Source organism: Plebeiibacterium sediminum (assembly GCF_026013605.1).
Classification (GTDB): domain Bacteria; phylum Bacteroidota; class Bacteroidia; order Bacteroidales; family Marinilabiliaceae; genus Saccharicrinis; species Saccharicrinis sediminus.
The window spans coordinates 1-20849 of sequence record NZ_JAPDPJ010000082.1; the positions used below are offsets into that span (position 1 = coordinate 1).

Annotated in this window: 22 protein-coding genes; all 22 read right to left on the reverse strand. The window is 36.4% G+C overall.

From position 1 onward, the window contains the following. A partial coding sequence (locus OM075_RS21675) for a hypothetical protein (RefSeq protein ID WP_301192650.1) occupies positions 1–588 on the reverse strand: 588 nt, incomplete at its 3' end. Positions 589–695: 107 nt separating this feature from the next. Continuing rightward, the gene (locus tag OM075_RS21680; RefSeq protein ID WP_301192651.1) at positions 696–869 is read right to left on the reverse strand and encodes a GDCCVxC domain-containing (seleno)protein; all 174 of its coding nucleotides are present in this window, start codon (positions 867–869) and stop codon (positions 696–698) included. Beyond that, positions 869–1666: a cation efflux transmembrane domain-containing protein gene (locus OM075_RS21685; protein WP_301192652.1), complete on the reverse strand. Its 798-nt coding sequence runs from the start codon at positions 1664–1666 to the stop codon at positions 869–871. Before OM075_RS21685 ends, OM075_RS21680 begins: the two co-directional genes overlap by 1 nt. Continuing rightward, the gene (locus OM075_RS21690) at positions 1660–2553 is read right to left on the reverse strand and encodes a cation diffusion facilitator family transporter (protein ID WP_301192653.1); all 894 of its coding nucleotides are present in this window, start codon (positions 2551–2553) and stop codon (positions 1660–1662) included. Before OM075_RS21690 ends, OM075_RS21685 begins: the two co-directional genes overlap by 7 nt. Before the next feature lie 11 nt (positions 2554–2564). Further along, positions 2565–3158 (reverse strand): methyltransferase family protein, encoded by a 594-nt coding sequence (locus tag OM075_RS21695; RefSeq protein WP_301192654.1) that lies wholly within the window; start codon positions 3156–3158, stop codon positions 2565–2567. Positions 3159–3229: 71 nt separating this feature from the next. Continuing rightward, entirely contained in the window at positions 3230–3544 is a 315-nt protein-coding gene (locus OM075_RS21700) for a P-II family nitrogen regulator (RefSeq protein WP_301192655.1), read from the reverse strand. 11 nt (positions 3545–3555) lie between these two features. Beyond that, positions 3556–4890 carry an efflux RND transporter periplasmic adaptor subunit gene (locus OM075_RS21705; protein WP_301192656.1) on the reverse strand — a complete coding sequence of 445 codons (1335 nt, stop codon included), beginning with the start codon at positions 4888–4890 and terminating at the stop codon, positions 3556–3558. Between the two features lie 18 nt (positions 4891–4908). Beyond that, entirely contained in the window at positions 4909–9249 is a 4341-nt protein-coding gene (locus OM075_RS21710) for a CusA/CzcA family heavy metal efflux RND transporter (RefSeq protein ID WP_301192657.1), read from the reverse strand. A gap of 33 nt (positions 9250–9282) precedes the next feature. Then, entirely contained in the window at positions 9283–9756 is a 474-nt protein-coding gene (locus OM075_RS21715; RefSeq protein WP_301192658.1) for a hypothetical protein, read from the reverse strand. Positions 9757–9771: 15 nt separating this feature from the next. Next, positions 9772–10722: a hypothetical protein gene (locus tag OM075_RS21720; protein ID WP_301192659.1), complete on the reverse strand. Its 951-nt coding sequence runs from the start codon at positions 10720–10722 to the stop codon at positions 9772–9774. A gap of 88 nt (positions 10723–10810) precedes the next feature. Beyond that, entirely contained in the window at positions 10811–11125 is a 315-nt protein-coding gene (locus OM075_RS21725) for a DUF6660 family protein (RefSeq protein ID WP_363321642.1), read from the reverse strand. Positions 11126–11197: 72 nt separating this feature from the next. Further along, entirely contained in the window at positions 11198–11611 is a 414-nt protein-coding gene (locus OM075_RS21730; RefSeq protein ID WP_301192661.1) for a Fur family transcriptional regulator, read from the reverse strand. A 41-nt stretch (positions 11612–11652) separates the two neighbouring features. Further along, positions 11653–12009, reverse strand: a complete 357-nt coding sequence (locus tag OM075_RS21735; RefSeq protein ID WP_301192662.1) for a hypothetical protein — start codon at positions 12007–12009, stop codon at positions 11653–11655. Further along, positions 12006–12239: a DUF4248 domain-containing protein gene (locus tag OM075_RS21740; protein ID WP_301192663.1), complete on the reverse strand. Its 234-nt coding sequence runs from the start codon at positions 12237–12239 to the stop codon at positions 12006–12008. Before OM075_RS21740 ends, OM075_RS21735 begins: the two co-directional genes overlap by 4 nt. Positions 12240–12747: 508 nt before the next feature. Next, complete coding sequence (locus OM075_RS21745; protein WP_301192664.1) at positions 12748–13056, reverse strand: hypothetical protein; 309 nt, start codon at positions 13054–13056, stop codon at positions 12748–12750. Between the two features lie 625 nt (positions 13057–13681). Next, positions 13682–16903 carry a DNA primase gene (gene dnaG / locus OM075_RS21750; protein WP_301192665.1) on the reverse strand — a complete coding sequence of 1074 codons (3222 nt, stop codon included), beginning with the start codon at positions 16901–16903 and terminating at the stop codon, positions 13682–13684. A 3-nt stretch (positions 16904–16906) separates the two neighbouring features. Beyond that, positions 16907–17197 (reverse strand): hypothetical protein, encoded by a 291-nt coding sequence (locus OM075_RS21755; RefSeq protein ID WP_301192666.1) that lies wholly within the window; start codon positions 17195–17197, stop codon positions 16907–16909. A 5-nt stretch (positions 17198–17202) separates the two neighbouring features. Further along, positions 17203–17739, reverse strand: a complete 537-nt coding sequence (locus tag OM075_RS21760) for a phage antirepressor N-terminal domain-containing protein (protein WP_262328655.1) — start codon at positions 17737–17739, stop codon at positions 17203–17205. Between the two features lie 66 nt (positions 17740–17805). Then, entirely contained in the window at positions 17806–18141 is a 336-nt protein-coding gene (locus tag OM075_RS21765; RefSeq protein WP_301192667.1) for a DUF4406 domain-containing protein, read from the reverse strand. Between the two features lie 185 nt (positions 18142–18326). After that, a complete protein-coding gene (locus tag OM075_RS21770; protein ID WP_301192668.1) occupies positions 18327–18653 on the reverse strand; it encodes a helix-turn-helix domain-containing protein in 327 nt (108 codons plus the stop codon). 232 nt (positions 18654–18885) lie between these two features. Then, complete coding sequence (locus OM075_RS21775) at positions 18886–19866, reverse strand: hypothetical protein (protein ID WP_301192669.1); 981 nt, start codon at positions 19864–19866, stop codon at positions 18886–18888. 740 nt (positions 19867–20606) lie between these two features. After that, a partial coding sequence (locus OM075_RS21780; RefSeq protein ID WP_301192670.1) for a hypothetical protein occupies positions 20607–20849 on the reverse strand: 243 nt, incomplete at its 5' end.

Below are 20849 nucleotides of genomic sequence, written 5' to 3' on the forward strand. Positions count from 1 at the left end.
CTTTTTTATAAGGTGGTTGAAACGTTTACCGTTTTGGGTGTTTCGTGGGCCGGATACAATGCCCAATTCGCCCAATGCTAATCCGTTCATATTTTCGTCCTCTGATAATGATTGCGTGGTAGTAAGAGTTTCGCCATTAACGCTGATGGTCATGGTGAAAGTCATATCAGCTTTAAGCTGCTCGGTATTGGAAAGCACGGAAAGAGTTAGACCTTTACCCATAAGGTTCAGGTATGGCACTTGAAAAACAATTTCAGGCTCTTGCGTTTTGCCTGCACCAATGGTAAGTCCTTTAATATCTGGGGTAGAATAAGCGACTGCCGAACCTTTGTAATTTGCAACAACCTGGTTAACAGCTAATGTGATGGGTGCTTTAGTGGGGTTGTAACAGCGAAGTTTAACAGCAAATTGAACTTCCTGTAAATTCATCTTGTGGATGCGAAATCCCAAGAGGGCAAAGTTCATTTTTGCCCCTGCCAGAAGCTTTTTGCCTTTCTTAATGAGGTAGAAACCTCCACCAACGGCTGCAACAGCAGCTAATGTGCCTAGTATTTTCTTTGTGCTTGCTTCCATAATGGAAACAAACATATAGTAGGCTTATGGTGGGGGTGTTGGGGTTTAATTGTACTTGAAGGGGCTTGTAAGTTTTTAATGGAACTTTTTGGGGAATGAGCATAAAAAAAACTCCCGATTGATTATTCAACCGAGAGTTTTTTTTGTTTAACAACAATCGCTTTTTTCGGTTTCAGTACAGTTTTACACTTCTCGCAATAATAGAAAAACTGACATGAATCCTCTGGCATGGTTTCCTCTTTTTGAAAACCACATTCAGGACAGGTTATTTTCGATTTTAGTAAAATAGGCTTCATTATTTCCCAAGTTGTAAAATTCTGATTGCCCCTCGTACTACAATCAAGAAAACAATTGAACCAATTATCAAATCAGGATATTTCGACTGAGTTAGCAACACCAATACTCCCGCAAGAATAACACCACCGTTTATTATTATATCGTTTGACGTGAAAATCATACTTGCCTTCATGTGAGCTTCTTTGCTTTTTGATTTCTGTAGAATATATAAACAAGCTGCATTTGCTATTAATGCAAGGATTGAAACGCCAATCATTATTCTGAAATCAGGCATAGCTTCTGAGCTAATAAACCGTCTGGTTACTTCAATAATCCCTAAAAGGGCTAATGATAGTTGAAAGTAACCACTTAATCGGGCTACTTTCTTCTTCCTTAAAACTGTAGAACCTACTGCCCAAAGACTTAATCCATACACAAAAGAATCAGCTAACATATCAAGTGAATCAGCAACTAACCCCATTGATTTTGAGATAAGACCTGTTGTCATCTCAATAATGAAAAAGGTAAAGTTTATTATCAATACCGACCAAAGGAGTTTTGACTGAACTTCTGAACTTTCTAGTATAACCTCACTTTCATCAATATTTTCGGTGCCAGATAACTTTGCTCCAAAATTTAATGCTTCCAACCGTTTTAGAATTTCTTCATCAGCTTCGGAATGAAAGACTGTAAGGTTCCGTTTTTCAATATCGAATTCGAGTTTTTTAATAACATTTAAACCATCCAATTTCATCCGAATCATATTTTCTTCGGACGGACAGTCCATTTTTGATATGTGATATTCTGATTTTAACATTTCGTACAATTTAAGCTTTCTTTTTCGAGCTGAATAGTTATATGTTTTATGCTGAACTGCTTTGCTAATTTTTCTTTCAATTCGTTCAAAAGGCTGTCGGTATTTTGTGTTGATGTTAACACATGAACAGACAAAGCATTCTCATTTGTACTCATTGCCCAAATGTGTAAATCATGCAAGTCTATTACTTCACTTGTTTCAAGAATTGCAGCTTTTACATTCTCAAATTTGATAGTATCCGGAACAGCATCCAATGCAAGCCTGATTGATTCGGTAAAAAGTTTCCATGTTCCCCATAATATTACAAGTATGATTATAAAACTCATTACAGGGTCAATCCATTGTAATCCAGTTTTTACAATCAACAAACCAGATACCACAACGCCTAACGACACACCAGCATCGGCTGCCATGTGTAAGAATGCCCCTTTAATGTTCAAGTCATCTTTCTGCCCTTTTAAAAACATAAGAGCGGTAATGGTATTTATAAAAACACCTATTCCGGCAACTATCATAACTTGTGTTCCTGCAACAGGTTCAGGATTTTTGAATTTTCCAATTGCATCCCAACCAATCGCAATCACTGCTCCAAATAAAAGAAAGGCATTTAATACAGAAATTAAAATAGTTGTTTTCTTAAAACCATAGGTAAAGCGTTTTGTTGGCTTTTTGGTTGACATCCATACGGCAAACCAGGCAAACACCAAACCAAGTACATCACTTGCATTGTGTCCGGCATCAGCCAGCAGTGCCGAAGAGTTTGCTATTAAGCCATAAAATACTTCAACTGCAACGAAAACTATATTTAACCCTATACCTATCGCAAACGCTTTGTTATAGCTGTTTGTATCTGAATGCGAATGTCCATGACTGTGATTGTGTGCCATAACTTAATTGATTAAAATATCCATCTTTTAACTTTAGACATATATTCCTTGTATTCATTACCAAGTTGATTCAAAAGAAACTCTTCTTCCAACCTAACCTGTACCTGAATTACAATTACTCCTGAAACTAAAATAACAACTGTGACAGCGTTTGGGATTATCAGAAATAATCCGATGAATACAATGATTACTCCAAGAAAAATAGGGTTTCGAGAAATGCCAAACATGCCTTTTGTGATAAGGTTTACCTTATTTTCATTATCAATTCCTATACGCCATTCGTTTGCCATATTACGCTGTGCAATAAATATTATTAGGAAAGCGAGATGAATCAAACCAAGCCCTACCCAAACTAAAATGTCACTTTGTAAATATTCAATTGGAACTAAATATTGCATGGTTGAAGTCAAAAAAGCATTTAACAGAATGGTTGCAAATGCAAAAGCTGAAATGATTTTGTAGGCTTTCCCAACATAGTTTATTGCTGTTTCTTCCTTGCTAAACTTGAAGGGATTTATCCCTGTTCGTTTGTAAGTTACATAGCTTGGCGCAATGAAAAGTGCTATTAAAAAGATGCAGTAGTATAAAAATAGATATGTGCTCATACGTTAAAGTTTATGATATACAGGCTGTCGAAATTCGACAACCTGTATAAAATACAACTAATTATTATTCTCTAAACTTGTTTTACACGGTATGTTTTTTCAACATCAGATATGTAAATTAGACCGTCTCCGGGATTTCCTGTGCGTCCTTGTTCCGATATTATGGAAATTATTTTTTCCACATCTTCTTTATTACTTACAATTTCGAGTTTAGCCACAGGACTATCCGATATTGAAAAGTGCGTTGAAATGGAAGGGTCGTCGTTTTGAAAATTGCCAGTACCTTCTGCCATCGAAATGGTAATGTTTGGATATCCGGCATCCATTAGCTGATGAACAATGTCGTTAACCTTAAATGGTTTTACAAATGCTTTTATTTCTTTCATGATTTTAGTTTTTAATGTTCATGTGAAGTTTCTCCTTTTCCTATCTCAGAAAGTAAATAGTAGGCTGAATTCAAAACAACTTGTGTGTTTTCAGGTAAGCTGTCAACAAGGGTTATTTGAGTGTAACCATCATCTTTAAGCCCTGTAATAACTTCGACCATACGAAAAGCCATTTCTCCGCTGTTGTTATGCCCTGAGTCATTGTCTGCATGAGTATCAGCTTTTTCTTCTGTATCATGGTCGTGTCCTTCGTGTTCGTCATTATCTGCGTGAGCATCTGCTTTTTCTTCCACACCAAGGTCGTGGTCATCATGTTCGGCATTTTCTTTTGACTCCAACGCTTCGTTATCAACAATAAAAATGTACGATTTAGTTCCCTCAGTAACTATGGCATCGTTGGGTACTGTTTGGGTAAATTGTTTGTCGGTGTGCAAATGCCCTGAAATATACATCCCCGAAATAAGGCCGGAAACCTTTTCATTTAATTTGGCATGAATATGTACAGCTCTCGAATTGGCTTCAAATTCTTTTCCGATGGCAAAGACGGTTGCTGTTAACTCTTCACTTGGGCGGTTTGAAACCGTAAAATGAACCGTTTGACCTTCTTTTACAAGATGAACATCTTTCTCATAAATCATAAAGTCGGCATGTATTTCACTGTTATCGGTAATTGCAAAAAGTTTGTCTTTGGCATCAACATAAGTCCCAACTTTAATATTCACTTCATTCACAAAGCCATTTATTGGTGCTATGATATTTACAGTATTTGAAATATTCCCTTCTTCAATTTTATCAGGAGAAAGGTTCAGCAATTGCAAACGTGATTTTAATCCTTCGTACTTTGCTTTTGCTGTATTGTATTCTGATTTTGCCTGCTGATAATCTTTACCTGCTCCAACATTGTTTTCAAATAGTTCTTTCTGACGTTCGTATTCTTTTTCCAGGAATTCCAGTTTATTTGCTACTTCCGAAAACTGTTCCTGAAGAACAATATAATCGGGATGTTCAAGAACGGCGAGAAGCTGCCCTTTAGCTACTTTGTCACCATGAAACACTTTGATACTTTTCACATTTCCACCAACAATTGCAGTTACATCGGCACTGCTTGAAGGAGCTACTTCGAGCTGCCCGTTAGTTTTTACCACGGTGGTTAAATTCCGCATTTGAATAGTTCCTAATTTAATTTTTAGGGCTTCCTGCTGATTTTTATTAAGTATAACTACTCCCTCTGCACCACTCTCTTCATGTTCTTCACCTTCATGACCTTCATGACCTTTATTATTTGCAGAGTTACAGGACATCAATGTTGCAATGGCTATAATTGCTATAAATATTTTATTTTTCATTTTTTTCATTTTTAAAAATTATTTACCTGTTATATATTTTAATTGAGCAGACAATTCAAAGTATTCTGCCTGTTGATTTAGAAACTCCTGTTTTGTATTAATTGCCGATTCCATATTTTGAATAAACTGAACATAGTCAATGCTCCCCAATTTATATCCTAAATTAGATGCCTGAATTTGTTCGTCTGCCAATGGCAAGGCTTCATTTTTGTAATAATTAATAACTTCAAGCAATGCAAGGCATCTGCTAATCTGTTGATTATACCCTGCTTTTATTTCCAATTCTTTTTGTTGATATTGCTGACTTGCAATTTGTGCGTTTAAATTTGCAGCTTTCGTTTTTCCCGATTGAGAGAAAAACAGCAATGGTACAGTAACTCCTGCTTCCCATCCGTAGAACCCCGAATTGCCATCAACCGATTGCATTTTATAGCCAAGGTTTAATTTCGGCAAGAAATTGGCTTTTTCCGTTTTCCATTCCGATTCGGCAACATTAATGGCAGTAGAATAGTAATTCAATAAGGGACTTTCTATTAATGAATCGCTCTTAGAAACTACATCAAAAACGTTTTGCTCAAGATTTTGAATGTCAACATCAAACTCCGATGGATACAACAAGTATTGATTTAGAAGTTGCAAACTTGCCAAATAATTGCTTTCAGCTTTCTTTAAATTTACCAGCAATTCTTTATACTTTGCCGAAGCGGAAAGAAACTCAATTTTTGAGCTTGCCTGTGTTTTATACCTCAATTCAGCAGCTTTCTGAAAGTTGGCGTATAAGGTGTCAAGTTCCTTAAAAAGCAGCCATTGTTGTTTAAAATAAGCAGCATTATACCAAGCGATACTCACATCTCGCAAAAGCGTTTTTTCAGTTAAATTCAATCCCATTTCAGCCTGTTGCGTTCGTGCATCGGCTAATTTGCTTTTTGCAGGAATACTAAAAATATCAATGTCTGATTGCCCAATTCCTAGTCGGTTTTGAACTCCCGGCAACCCATTTCCAACTTCTTCTTTTCCGGTATAAATTGATGTGCTTCCAAAATCATAAGCTGTTGCTTTCAAAGCTTTTTGCTTGTCAATCTCCATTTGAGCAGCCTTAATTGAAGGATAGTTCTCATTAGCCCTTTCAATAACCTGTTGAAGTGTTAAACTTGTACTTTGAGCCTTTAGATTACCTGACAAACCTACACCTCCAATGATTAAAACCATTGCTATCACAGCCGTACTGGGTACAGGAATTTTAACTTTAAATTTACCTGTTTCAACAAAACGATACAGGATAGGTAAAACTATTAAGGTTAGTAAAGATGAAGTAAGCATACCTCCAATTACTACTGTTGCTAAAGGTTGCTGTACTTCTGCACCTGCCGAAGTTGAAACAGCCATTGGGATAAATCCTAATATATCGGTAGAAGCTGTTAGGAAAATTGGACGAATACGTCTTAATGAACCTTTTTTAATAATGTCGTTAATATTAAGGTTGCCTTCTGCTTTAAGTTCATTAAAACCAGAAATAAGCACCAATCCATTTAACACTGCAACACCAAACAAAACGATAAAACCTACTCCTGCAGAGATACTAAAAGGCATATCACGTAGATATAACGATAAAATTCCACCCACAGCTGCAAAGGGAACAGCAACGTATATCATAAGAGTTTGCTTGAACGATTTAACTGCAAAAAATACCAGCATAAAAATTAACGCCAAAGCAAGCGGAACCACAAAGGATAAACGTTGAGATGCCCTTTCGAGATTTTCAAATGCACCACCGTATCGAATATAATAACCGGAAGGCAATTCCAGTTTTTCATCTAATGTAGTTTGAATTTCTTCAACCAGTGATTTTATATCCCTGCCTTCAACATTAATTCCCACATAAGTTCTTCTGTTGGTATTGTCACGGCTTATTTGCATTGGACCGGGCTGATAATTTATTTCAGCCACTTCCTTAATAGGCACTTGGTTGCCATCGGGTAAACTCACAAATAAATTTCGTATATCGTCAATATTTGTGCGATGTTCTTCATCTAAACGCACCACTAAATCGTACATTTTTTCACCTTCGTAAATTGTGCCTGCAACACCTCCGCTAAAAGCAGTTTCGATAAGCGTATTCAATTCTTTAATTTTCAGACCATATCGCCCCATTTTATTGCGGTTATAACGCACGGTTATTTGCGGTAAACCACGGGTTGCCTCGGCTTTTATTCCTGCAATTCCGTCTATACCGGCAATAAGTTTGGATATTTCTTCCGCTTTATTTGCCAATATATCCAAATCATCGCCATATAGTTTTACCGCAACATCTTCTCGAATTCCTGTTAGAAGTTCGTTAAAGCGCATTTCTATTGGTTGGGTAAACTCAAAATTGATACCGGGCAACACACTTACCTTTTCCCGCACTTTATCAATTAATTCCTCTTTTGTTTCCGCTTTTGTCCATTGGTCTTGTGGATTTAGAATTACAAAAATATCGGCTATGTCAATAGGCATTGGGTCGGTAGGTAAATCGGCAACACCAATACGGCTTTGGATACTTTCAATTTCGTCAGGAAAGTTTTCCAATACGATTTGTTCTAACCGTGTAGATGCTTTTTCTACTTCAGTCAAAGAAGTTCCCGGTTTAAGAAATGCCTGAAAAGCAAAATCGCCTTCATCGAGTTGCGGAATAAATTCAGCTCCCATACGAGAGAATAAAAATCCGCCAAAAATCAATAATATAACAGCTCCACTAATAACCCAACGGCTACGTTTAAGTGCCCAGGTTATGATTGGTTCATAAACACGCTCCATTTTACCAATAGCTCTATCTCCCCAACTTTGTTTTTCGTTTTTTGGTGGTTGTAGAAATGAAGCAGCCATCATTGGGATATAGGTTAAACACAGCACTAACACACCTAAAACTGCAAAACCAAATGTCATAGCCATAGGTATAAACATTTTGCCTTCGACACCTTGAAGAGCCAGAACAGGGATAAAAACAATCAGGATAATTAGCTGCCCGAAAAAAGCAGAGTTCATCATCTTGCTTGCCGATTTATAGGCTAACTCGTCTCGTTTCGTTTTATCCAGTTTTGTACCAATATAGTTTTTACTGTGCAGATAAAAAATCATAGCTTCCACAATAATTACTGCACCATCGACCAGTATTCCAAAATCAATAGCTCCCAAACTCATTAAGTTTGCCCATACACCAAAAATATTCATCATAATAAATGCAAAAAGTAGAGCTAAAGGGATGGTAGAAGCAACAATTAAACCGCCTCTTAAATTGCCCAAGAATATTACAAGCACAAAAATTACAATGAGCGCACCTAGCGATAGATTTTCAGCAACCGTGGATGTTGTACTCTTGATAAGTTTACTACGGTCGAGAAACGGCTTTATGGTTACTCCTTCGGGTAATGACTTTTGAATTAATTCTATGCGTTCTTTTACATTTTTTATTACATCATTGGAGTTTTCCCCTTTTAACATCATTACAATACCACCAACGGCTTCTCCTTTTCCGTTTTTGGTAAATGCACCGTATCGTACAAAACTGCCATATTTCACTTCGGCAACATCACGTACAAATACTGGTTGTCCATCGATATTGGTAACCAAAGTATTTTTGATGTCATCCAAAGAACGCATTAATCCTTCGCCCCGAATAAAGTTGGCTTGAAAGTTTTTTTCGATGTAAGCTCCTCCTGTATTTTGATTGTTGGCTTCAAGGGCATCAAAAATGTCAGAGATAGTTATGTTCATACTTCGCAGCTTATCAGGATTCACAGCTACTTCATATTGTTTTCCTCTACCTCCAAAAGAATTTACTTCAACAACTCCCGGTAACATTGCCATTTGACGCTTTACAATCCACTCTTGCATGGTACGTAGCTCCATGTCGTCATAAATTGTGTCGTAACCCGGTTCTACTTCAAGGGTATATTGGTAAATCTCGCCCAAACCTGTACTTATTGGAGCCATAAAAGGTTCTCCAAAGCCCTGGGGAATTTTTTCCTTTAGCTCGGCTAAGGCTTCACTTACCAATTGCCTAGGCAAATATGTTCCTGCACTCTCTTTAAATACAATGGTCACAACCGACAGTCCGAACCTTGATACACTTCGTATCTCCGTAACATCAGGTAAGTTCGCTACTGCCAATTCTACCTGATAGGTAACAAACTGCTCAATGTCTTCAGTTCCTAAGTTCGGAGCTAAAGTAATTACCAACACCTGATTGTTTGTGATGTCAGGTAAGGCATCGAGTGGCACTTTATTTATAGAATATATTCCTCCTAAAATCAGACCGATTGTCATCAGCCAGATAAGAGCTTTATTCTTTATCGAAAAAGATATAATACTGTTTATCATTTCATCTTTATTTTATTTGTTAGAGACTTTAAATTATTTACTTGATTTTGTTTCATAATATTTTTTAAAATTTTGTTCGTTTTTAAAATAAACGATAGGGCTTTCACCTTTTACTTTAAGCCCGATTATAGCTTTTGCCTTCAAGATAGAATCTCCAGTTAAAGCATCAATTGTTTTTGCATATTCATTAAAATGCTCACTTAATAAATGTTGGCATTTTGCACTGCACACATAGTAGGTTTCACTACTAAGGGTTATTGCATTACTATTGTGATACTTCAAATTATCATCACTTTCACAGACTAAGCATGGATTAATTTTTTTCCCAAACAACAAATGCTTTCTGATAAAAAATTTAGTATCGCACCAATGGATATAAAAAATGTTTACTAAAACAGCAACAACCATCAATCCTATCATCGCTTTTCTCAGATTTTTACTGAATTTCTTGTCTTCTAGCGCTTGCTTCTCTCTTATTTGCTGCTTAGACAGCTTTTTTCTACTCATGATAAAATGATTCAATTATGAGTCGATAAGTTTTTGATATTTTTTTAAGTGATACCCGAATAGATATTCTGCCTTATCAGTATGATGATGTGAGATGCACGAATGTCTGCAAGGTTTTGTTACAGCACTTGAATTCCTATAAGCTAAAATTGCTTGGTTAGAAGAGCAATCAATTATAAGATGATTAAAGGATGGTTTATCCAGATAGTCATTTATCGTGATAAGCAAATAGGCATATTCTTTGTTTTGCTCCTGAACACGTTTTAGAATTTCATCATCGCTAACAACAGCAATTTGTTCAACAAAAAATTGTTGTAGGTATTCTTGAGAGTATCCAGTTAATTTGTCAGAAATCAATAGCGTTTTTCCTTTTAAAGAATTTGCATTGCTATTTGCTTCACGAGCATACAATCTGTTATTCTTAAAAGAATTACCATCTTCAACAATATTTTGCAATTCATTTAGAGCAAAAGTTAAATCGAGTTCAGACAACTGTTCATCAACCAAAGGAATAGACACTATCTCTTTCTTGTTATTATACAGAGATAATTCATAATGCGAATAGTTATAGTAATATACTTGTTTATGAACTCGCCTATCAAAGAATCTATCAGTATGCTTGTCCAAAGAAATGTACCAAACATCTTCCTTATTCTTAATTTTAAGTGCAATCTCCTTTTCGCTTAACTCTGTGTGAGTATTGCTAAGATTCCAATTTTTACTTATAAGATTAACTAGGAAATCATTCTCGGATTCATACCTTGCTTTGACTGAATCTAAAGTGTTACTTCTTTGCAAATAATTGATTTGCTTTTCAGATAATTGCTTGGTTTGAATGTAAATAACTTCGGATTTAAGACTTGCTTTTTGTATTTTCTTTGTCTTTACAATAAATTGTGCGTTACTGACCTCTATGCTTAGAAGACATAGTGCCACAGCAATTGCTTTAATATATATTGATTTCATGATAATTCAGTTTTCATTAATAAATACAAGAAACCAGAACATAAGTCAGAAACTTATATTCGAAAAGGTAAAAAAGTATAAAACTGAATTATATTTTTGGAGGTCGCCAAAAAGGAATTACCTGATTAGCAATGTTATTCTCGATAAATGGAAGAAAAATATCAAGGGCAACGAAATTAACTTTTGCTAAGGTTGTAAATTCTGGATGAGACACAGATTGACAACAAGTACAAAAACAAAATGGAGAACATAAATCAGATTCATTTGGTGATTGATTCTGCTCGTGGTCTTGTTGAACTAAAGAAACACAGTCTGAAATATCTTCATGTGTATGTCCATCTGCACAAGGTACAAATGTTAACGCCATCACGTAAATAGATAATATGACTGAGATAAATTTCATTAATAAATCATTATTGTTTCTTCATATATAACGACAAATATACGATAAAGTTTGTGCAACCCAGTTGCAAAGTTAAGATTTACAGTTTGAACAAGCTCCTTTAACCACCATATTCACGCTTTCAAGGGAGAAATTTTTTGGTAAATTTATTGTAGGAACTGTAATGTCATTCAAACAATAGGTTTTTTTGCACCTGGTACATAGAAAATGAACATGGAGGTCTTCGGGATGACATTCACATGCATCTTGACATAGGGCATACTTAACAGAACCCGTTCCGTCATCAATACTATGAATAAGCTTATTTTCCTCGAAAGTTTTTAGGGTTCGGTATAAAGTAGCTTTATCAGCTTTTTCAAATTTACGTTCAAGTTCCGGTAAACTTGTAGCTGTTTTCTGCTCACTTAGGACTTGTAAAACCAACTCACGCATTGCTGTTGGTTTTATGTTTTTATCTGTAAGTTTTTTATCTATTTCGTTTTTCATTACTACAAATATACCGAAAATGAAAATCTATAATAAAATTTCTAAGATGTAAATTCATCCAAAATCCTCACAATACCATTTAGTAAACCTCTCTTTAAAGAAGATTCCGATGTTTGAATTTTCTGCCGTAAGTAATTTTGTGGTACTTGATTTTTTATCAGGGCTTTAGCAAGCTTTCTTAATTCGTTTATCAATTCCTTTTCCTCCGAGGTACTATTCGGTGAAGGAGTAACAACCTTACTTTTTTGCTGCATATTTAAAAGAAATTCTTTGTATTCTGCTTGCATCTCCTGAAAGTCACCAGAAGTTCCGCCCATATCGGGGTGTAGTTGCTTTGCTAAATTTCGGTAGTGTAGCTTAGCTTTGTCTAAATCGCTTATGTCATTGAAATATTTCATAGCTGTTCAAATTCTTCATGTGTTATACAAAAATGTTCTAAGATTAAGAGGAGTTGTTGTTTATTGTAATAGTGGCGTTTTGTATGCCCTGTATTTGCTATCTGTGCTTTTAATTCCGGACACAACTCAATATCTCTTCGTAATTGTTGCATAGCTGCATCAACTGAAACGCTATCAGGGTAAAGTTTTTTTACCAAATCCTGTTTTAATATGGTTCTGCGTACTGTCATAGGGTTGGATTTGGGTTAAAAAAAGAGCGATAACGCACCTGAAATATTGAGAAAAGCAGCCTTGTAGAGTATATTTCAACAGCTTTTGAAGGCTTTTTAATACTTTTTAGCTTATAAAAACTGCTTTTGAGGACTTTAAGACAATATTTTAAACGCTTTTTTGAATATTGAGAAAAATGAAGAGGGCTTTTTAAGTGGTTTGTCAAGCTTCCAAAAAATTGCTGCCAACTTGCCGAAGTATTAGGGGTTTTGTAGGTTGATTCGAGATATTTTGATGAAAAAAGAGACTGCTTTTGAAAAAAGTAGGTATTTCTATGAGAATACCACCATATTACCAGCGTATTGAAGAGAATAAAACAAAGTATAACGCAATAAATAGTAAAACCACAAACGGCTATAAACACGAAAAGCCCCGATAGGAGGCTCATTTTTAATGAATTGGAATATATATTGGGCATAATTAAAAACATTATACCCTTGACAATTAGCTATATAAAGATAGAAAAATTTAGCGAGATTTGGTTTCCAAGGAGCTTGTTTCCAACATTTTCAGAATCATAGATTGAATGATGGCATCTTCATCGGCATCATTACCCTCGGTTTTTAATTTGGCAATCAAATTTATCAGCTTCATTATATCCAAGTCGTATTCAGATAGCAATTCAACCATCCTATTCAATACATCTTTGCTTTTTTTCAGGAACTCCTTACTTGACGAAAAGACAATTTCATCAGCTCCGTCTTTTATGATTTCATTATCCAATAATTCAAGCGATTCGTTTACCTCACTTTGTAACCACACATATAAATCTTTCATATTGTTTTGTGTTGTAAAAAGGAGCGTGGCACTGAAACCACCAACAATCGAGGTATCGCCAAACACCCACGCAGTAAAGTAGTACAGACCACGCCCGTACCTACTCTCTTTACTGCAATTAAAATTTGGCGATTTTCGATTGTTAAGAGATTAAGTCTTAATATTATATGATTATATGTTCGCTTCCTTTATTCTTATTTCAAATTATTAGTTTTACTGTTATTATTTATACAAAAGTAATATTCAAAAGGCAATAAATAGTAATATATGGAAATAAAAAACCCGATACCAAAACTGATACCGGGCAATACTATTTTTGTTTTCTGTGACCTATGGTATTTTTCCATAACCGTCCTCATCCCTCATGTTTTAGTTATGTGTCTTATTATCAATAGAATAAAATGAGGACAATGAGGACAGGTGAGGGACAAGAGTCGTTTTTCCCTCACTCGTCCCTCATATATCCCTCATTCATCCCTCACCCGTCCTCACTTATTTTTAGAGTAAAAAAAATATATAGTATTAAATATCAATCTATTAATATCTATCCTCATAAAGATTGAGGAAATGAGGACGGTTTTTGCTTTAATACCATAGCTAAAGTAAAACTGCATAGTTTTGTATTTTATAAGGTTATCCTTTCCAATTCAATGCCCTGGTCTTTGAGCATGTCATAATTCAGTATGTAGGCACTTGTCCGGCTTTTGCCAAACAATACATTTTTCCTGCGGTGTTCGATAAATGAGCGGTGTTTCTTCAGGTACTCACCAACAACCGCCTGGTCAAGCGTAGTCAATCCTTCTTTCCGTGCTTGTTCTCTGTACAGTCCGTGTATCGAGCCAACTCTCAGGTAAAGCTGTTTGCTATTGTTTTCACCAACCACAATCTTGTAATGTACATCCTCGGTAAGTTTGTACAGGTTAACCAAAGATTGCAGCACATGAAAGTATTGCTCCACTTCATCACTTTGATGCTGTACGGATATGGTAAGTTTTGCTGAGCGGATTAAAGCTTGTTTTGCTGTTTGATAATCAAATGGAAACTCCAAATCGGAATGCTCCATTAGAATTTTCATTGGTGTCAGTACTGATGAGATATTGAGTACCGTTCTTCGGTCAACATTGCCGTACTCTCTGGTTAGTTCATCCATGACCTCTGAACTAACACCCGGTTCCTCTTTTGAGTAATGTTCTTCAACCAAATACCGACAATCAAAAACGGAACATGTAATATTGGTAAACTGTAAACTTTCCTCGGCTGCTTTAAATGATTTTAAATCGGAATAGTTCCCCCGGTTGGTATCATCAAATTCGCCCAATAAACTACGGCTACATAAAGCAGGGTCTTGTGTCGGTAAATCCTGACCGCTTATAATACCCGAACCCCTGGGCTTGGCAATACGTGTTTCGTTGCCTCCCGATTTTACACCTGTCAATTTTCCGTTACGGTCGGCAATACCTTTTAACGCCTCGATGGTATTCTTGTGAATGCTGTTTTTGTACTCATTGCCCCAAAACGGATGGTTGGTAGTGGAATCCATACTACGCTGCATACCTGTACTTGTACTCCCTGATGCGAGGTTAATACCGTCTTCCATCGGTGGCTTGCCGAACATATACATGATGCTCCGAGCTGCGGTACTCTTACCGGATTGCCGTTTCCCAAACAGGAATAACAAAGGGAAGTACCCGAAATTGGCTTTGTAGATAAGGTCACTAAAAACGGTTGATATGTAATAAGCAATCAATAATTCGGCATTACCGGGATAAACACTACTCATTGATGTTGCCCATTTTCCGAAGTTCCAATCGCTGCCTTTTAACGGCTTCACATATTTTGAATTTTCTTTGAATGGATTACCACCATCGGAACTACCTATTTTAAGAGCTTTACCATAGGGTAGATAGAAGAAATGCAACAAATGAACCTGGCTCTGTTTTATATTCTCCTTTAGCTTATCTTTTCCATACTTCCCGATAAATTCTGCTGTGGTATTAAGTACATGAAAGGTATCGTTAATTCGTATCTGACTTTCCGGAGGAATGTTTTCAAATTCATCCATGTTATTTATTTGTGTGGCATGGGTTGTGATACCGTATTCATCAATTGAATGAAAGTTTTTAGTGTAGTACAAGCCGTTTGCAAATACCCAAAAGCGGTTTTCCTCGTTGTAACCTACACGCTCCAACTCTTTGGCTTCGGGTATTCCAAGCAGTTTCACATTTTTAATATTGTCGAGCTGGCTATCGTTACCGTACCAAAAGAATCCATGACGGCGGTGTACCTGTTTCTTGAAAGATGCAGGGGTACAAAAATCATCGGATGAAATAATAGCCAGGCGTTTTCTTCCGTATTGGCTCATCAGGCGCAAAACATATTTCAGGTCGGTTCTGCCTTGTGGGTCTTTATGGAACACACAGAATAAGGCTTCAAAAGTAAAGTTGGATATTTGCTTCGGGTTCTTGCCTTCAACCGTCCAATAAGCTCCATCTTCTTCATAAAACTGATTGGTTAGAAGGTTCTCCTGTTGTTCTTTTTTTAGCTTGATTATATCACTGATATTTTCCTTTTTCTTGACCTTCTTCTCTGTAGGCTGACTATAATCCTTTAAAGCATCCTGCCATGCTTTCTTGGGTTTAATCTGTTCAGAAACGAAGTCCAGATAGACCTCCTGATTCGTTTTATCATAGCAGCATATCAAGGAAGCCATACGTTTTATTACTTCCGATTTCTTTACCGGGTCATTTGCAAAACGGTCAGCATATTCAGCCGTTTTGTAGATGATGTAATCCTCCTGTTGTTCATCATACTGAAGAAACGTTTTGTTGTCGATGAAAAGAGAATCAGGGTCTTGTTTTTCCGGGAGTACCAATACCGAAACGTGAAATTGGTTCTTAATCAGGATTTCAGCATTTCGGCACATGGCATTTCGCCCGGCACTATCGCCATCGTAAATAAGTGTAGCCTTATTGGTATATTTTTTCAGGAGATTTGCCTGTGCATTGGTAAGTGCAGTTCCGCAAGTCGCAACTGTGTTTACCACACCTATTTCGTGCATCCGAAGCACATCGGAATAACCTTCAACTATATATGCTCTGTCATTGTTTTTAATGGCAAAACGAGCCACATTTAAAGCATACAGCTCATTGCCTTTGATGTAGATGCTGCTTTCAGGTGTATTCAAATACTTAACCTTTGGATTTTCATTCAGGTCACGCCCTGCAAATGCAATCGTCTGACCTCGTGAGTTGGAAACAGGGAATATCAATCGGTTTCTAAAAAAGTCATAAACGCCTTTGTCATTGCTTTTGAGTACGCCAATTTCTTCAAGTATCTCTGTTTTTAATCCTTTTTCTCTTGCATGGGCCAGTAGAGCATTGTCAATTGGAGCATAACCAATATTGAAGCTACCGTTTTCAGGAATAGCCATATTACGCTCCTTGATATACTGCTGGGCATCTTTGTGATTAATCTGTTCCAAAAAGAACTTCTCAATAATACTACAAGCAATTTTCAGGCTTTCTTCATGTTTGAATTTGGCTTCATCCCAATTGGTGCTTTTCTTCCATTCAAAATTGAGGTTCAAAAGCTTTGCTCCAATTTCAACGGCTTCTTTAAACTCAACACTTTCATGCTCCTTAATAAACTCAATGGCATTCCCGCCTTTATCACAACCAAAGCATTTGAAAATTCCTTTTGCCGGGTTAACGCTGAATGAAGCCGTTTTTTCATTGTGAAACGGACAACAAGCTTTGTAATTAATCCCTGCTTTCTTTAGTGTGACAAAATTGGAGACAACCTCGTAAACTTCATCATTGATTTGCTCTATGACCCTTTTTGCATCCATCGGCTACCAATCTTTTCCTGTCAATAACTCACGGTTACTGCTGTCAAGGCTCATAAAGAACTCATAAACGTTACCCCTGAAATCGTAAAACTTATCTAACAGGTGGTAGCCCATATCTGAACCCCAAATCTTGTAAAAGAGAGCATTTAGCTCCAACTGTGAATCTTCAATCATTTTTTGAATTTTATTGCCATCAAACGGAACGTTGGAGTAGCCGTTTTTTTCATAGAAACTCTTTATGCGGTTATCGAAATAATATAACTTCGATACCGTATTAGGTGCTAATGCTGTCATGTGTTTTATTTTGGAAAGTCCAGTGATAATTGTCGTTTATTCATTTGCCATTCTTCAAAAGTCAACTCCTTTATATCGTTAAGTGTCTTTCGTGCGTCATTGAGCAGCTTCTTTTGGTCGCTATAATCATTTCGTATTCGTTCCACTTCTTCTAATTGCTTTTCCAAAGCTTTTTGCTTTTGCTCTAAAAACTCTCCCTGGTCGGTGAAATAATTGAAAAGGGCATTGTAGCATTCCAGCCTATACTTAATGATTTGTTCTTTAGCCTCAGACTTGACATTCTTGGGATTAATTGTAAATAGCCAACCAAATACAAGCTTAAAAGGAATGCAAGCCATTTCTCGTTCTTTCCCATCGGCAGCAACTATACCCCTGAGCGGTACAGTTGAACCCAAAATTTCATCACTCTTAATTTTTTCTAACTGGCTTGAGTAATTAACTTCTAAAGCTTGACATATTGGTTTAATGGGGACTAACTTTTCTGCATCATCAATAAGCATGATGCTAACATCTTTGATTCTTGCTACTGTCTTTGTCTTCATAATCGTTCTGAATTTGATACTTAAATAATGGCAGGGCTACCCTTGAACAACCCTGCCGGAACCGAGCTAATTGCCAAGGGCGGTTATTATTTGCTTTATCTCTTTGTGGCTCATCGGATGAAAAATGGTTTCCAACTTTAAGTCCATTGCAACAGTCAGCTCTATGCGTGACATTATGCTCTCTTTCCAATTGGGCAGAACATAAACCGCCTGGCTTTTCTTTAAAAGCTGAACACGGTTATCCAGTTTGTCAGTCCAACTCATTTTTGCAAAGGGCATTTCAGTTGGATTTACAACGGCACATTTCAATGACTTTAGTTTGGCTTTTATTTTATCGGTATCAACCAAGCCTTTGGAACTGTTTTCGGGTATATCACTACCGCATATATAAATAGTTGGCATTCTCTACTTCTTTACTATGTTCAAATGATTACATAACTGGCTCTCCGGCAGAACTTGAGTGTGTGATTTTTTCTTCAACAAAAGTTTAAAGAACGAGAACCTGATTTCCTGTTTTTTAACTTGAGACTTTCTTTCCTTCTTTTCCTTCATTGGAGTTTTAGATTATTAGAACTGCATATAACCAATTACACATTGCTCTTTATTTCCTCCAAGGAAGAATGACGGCCAGCTTTAATCCAATCCATTACTTCATCCAGTTTGAACAGTAATATCTTACCACCCGGTTTATAGAAGGGAATCTGTTTATTATACACCCTGCCATAAATGGTTTTAACACTTTCGCCCAATAGCAGGGCCAGTTCCGCAGCATTAACATAGTCAAAGCCTGTTCCGGCTTTATGTTGTACTTTTATTAGTTCTGAAACCTTTTTGTTTAGCTGTTCAAGATTCTTTAAAGTTTCAGCTTTGAAGTCGATTTTCTCTTCTATCTGTTCTTCTATTTGCTCATCCATTTTCTTGCTGTTTTTTTATTCAAATTTTCGATAGCAAGTATAGGATAGGCGCATAGCAATTTCCAACGTCGGACTATCCGACATTTTTCAATTAATTTTTATATCTCATGTTTTCAATATCTTACAAAGGCATTATTTAGCCTTGTCGGACACTTTTTGCTGTTTTTGTCGGATACTTTTTTAATTCAAATGGCAATAAAAAGCAATAAATGGTAATCGGTATTTTTGCAAATTATCGGGTTACAATTTCAATGATTACTTTTTCGATGTCACCTGTTGGTAAATTACGTTCCTGAAAATGCAACTTGATAACTTCAAGGTCAACCAAAAGATTCTTGTCATTTTTAATGTATGGAGCTTTATCTATGAGCCGATAGAAGTATGAATTTTTGTAATTATCCATATCAATACCATTTACCACACATAAAAATCGGGCAAGTGTTGAGTTTCCAACATCTACCCGGTGTTTTAAGCCCAAAAGCCGAAATAGAAAGTAAGCCCAAAGCACCTGCTGGGCACTAGAAAGTTTTAAGATTGCATCATGGGTTCTTGGCTTAATTTGTTGGAGGTTTGGAAACGCTTCAATGTTTCCGTTTGATTTGAAATACTTGAGAAACTGAAGTTTCCCAAAATAGTCGCAGAAAAAATTATAATAGTCCTGGGGATTTGTTGACGAAAGGTCAACGAGAGGTGAGTAATAATAAATCTCTAATGCCTTTATGTGAAAGGTCTTTTGCCTGAAATTTATTACATCTTGAAATTTGACTTGTTTGTTGCCGGGTATTAGCCATTGGAGTATTGCTTTTGGCTTTATTCGGATTTTACCGACCTGTAAATAACAAAGTTCTCCTTCGTTATTATACACTTCAAGTCTTTTAAGGTGAGTATTTGGAGGTAGAAATAAAAATGAGAAGTATCGTTCATTGATGGTAACATACCTCTTGGTATGCTTCATCCGCTCCCTGATAATAAGGGCTTTTTCAATAATGCTATTTATATCTTCCGATTGTACGAGAAAATCATAATCAAAAAGTTTCATTAACTCAGTAGGGAATGGAGCAGTAGGTAAATGTGTTAATTTCTCTACAAGGTTATCCATTTTAGATTCCCATACTGTCGATTCTTTCGCCTTCCTGTAGCCTTGCAGTAAATTCTCAAATACAGCAAGGCAATCCTTTTCAAAGTTCTCCGCAACAATTTTCTGATTTATCATCATAAGCTTCTTTTAAAGTGTTATAAAATAATGGCTTATGATTATCCTCAAGCTCAACCGAAAGTTGTGTTATTTCATCATATTATAAGTCTTATTTTTTGAATAAGTTTATTCCTGCCGTTCTCCGTTGTACCAATGAGTTTAACCATAAACAAAAATTTTGTGGTAAATAATTTTCATCGGCTGCAAAACTAATTTATTAGCAGAAAAAACCGGATTGAATGCAATTGAAATAAAATGGAAGGCAAAAACGGCTTGATTGAAAAAAAATCAAAAAAATTTAATTTCTTTTTTCTCCGTTATTTTGCGTCAAAAAGTATAGTAAAATGTATGATAGGCAGTTTTTAAACCCCACTTAAAAAGCTCTGTATCTTACAGTAATATAGCCTGTTATAAATTATTTATTTTTCGTTCGGATATACTTTTTATACATTGTGTGTGCCCTGCATGAGCAGCAGTGCACCCACACCTGAAGTTCTTGAAAAAGTTTAAAAATACAAATCTTTTGTGATAAACATCGGGTGTGGGTATAAATTTTATCCATAGGGTGCAAGTCCCAAGTGGACGGAGGTAACGCTTCGAACCATTAGCAAGTGACAAGCTGGTTGCTGGTGACAGCAGCAGTGAAGGAAGTCAAACGGCAAATTCCGGTACTGACGGACAGAAATCACATATGAGGCATTATAAACCGGATGAGCAAGCACACCATTGTGACGTCCAAACATCAAGGAGATGAGTGTTTATAATGTAGATGTGGCAGGCATTGGAAGAAGGATAAAGCTCTTACCAGGGGAGAGCTCTGTAATCACGTGCTGATAGAGCAGAGCAGTCAGCAGAGGCCATAGTAGCTTAAGAATACGAGCCGGTTTTACGAACACTACGCTAAAGCAGGAGGACTCACAGATAAGTGAAGGGCTGAACTTTACATCGCTACCCATCTTTGACGGAGGTAAAAGGATTTTGAGCCTTTCCAGCCCCAAAGA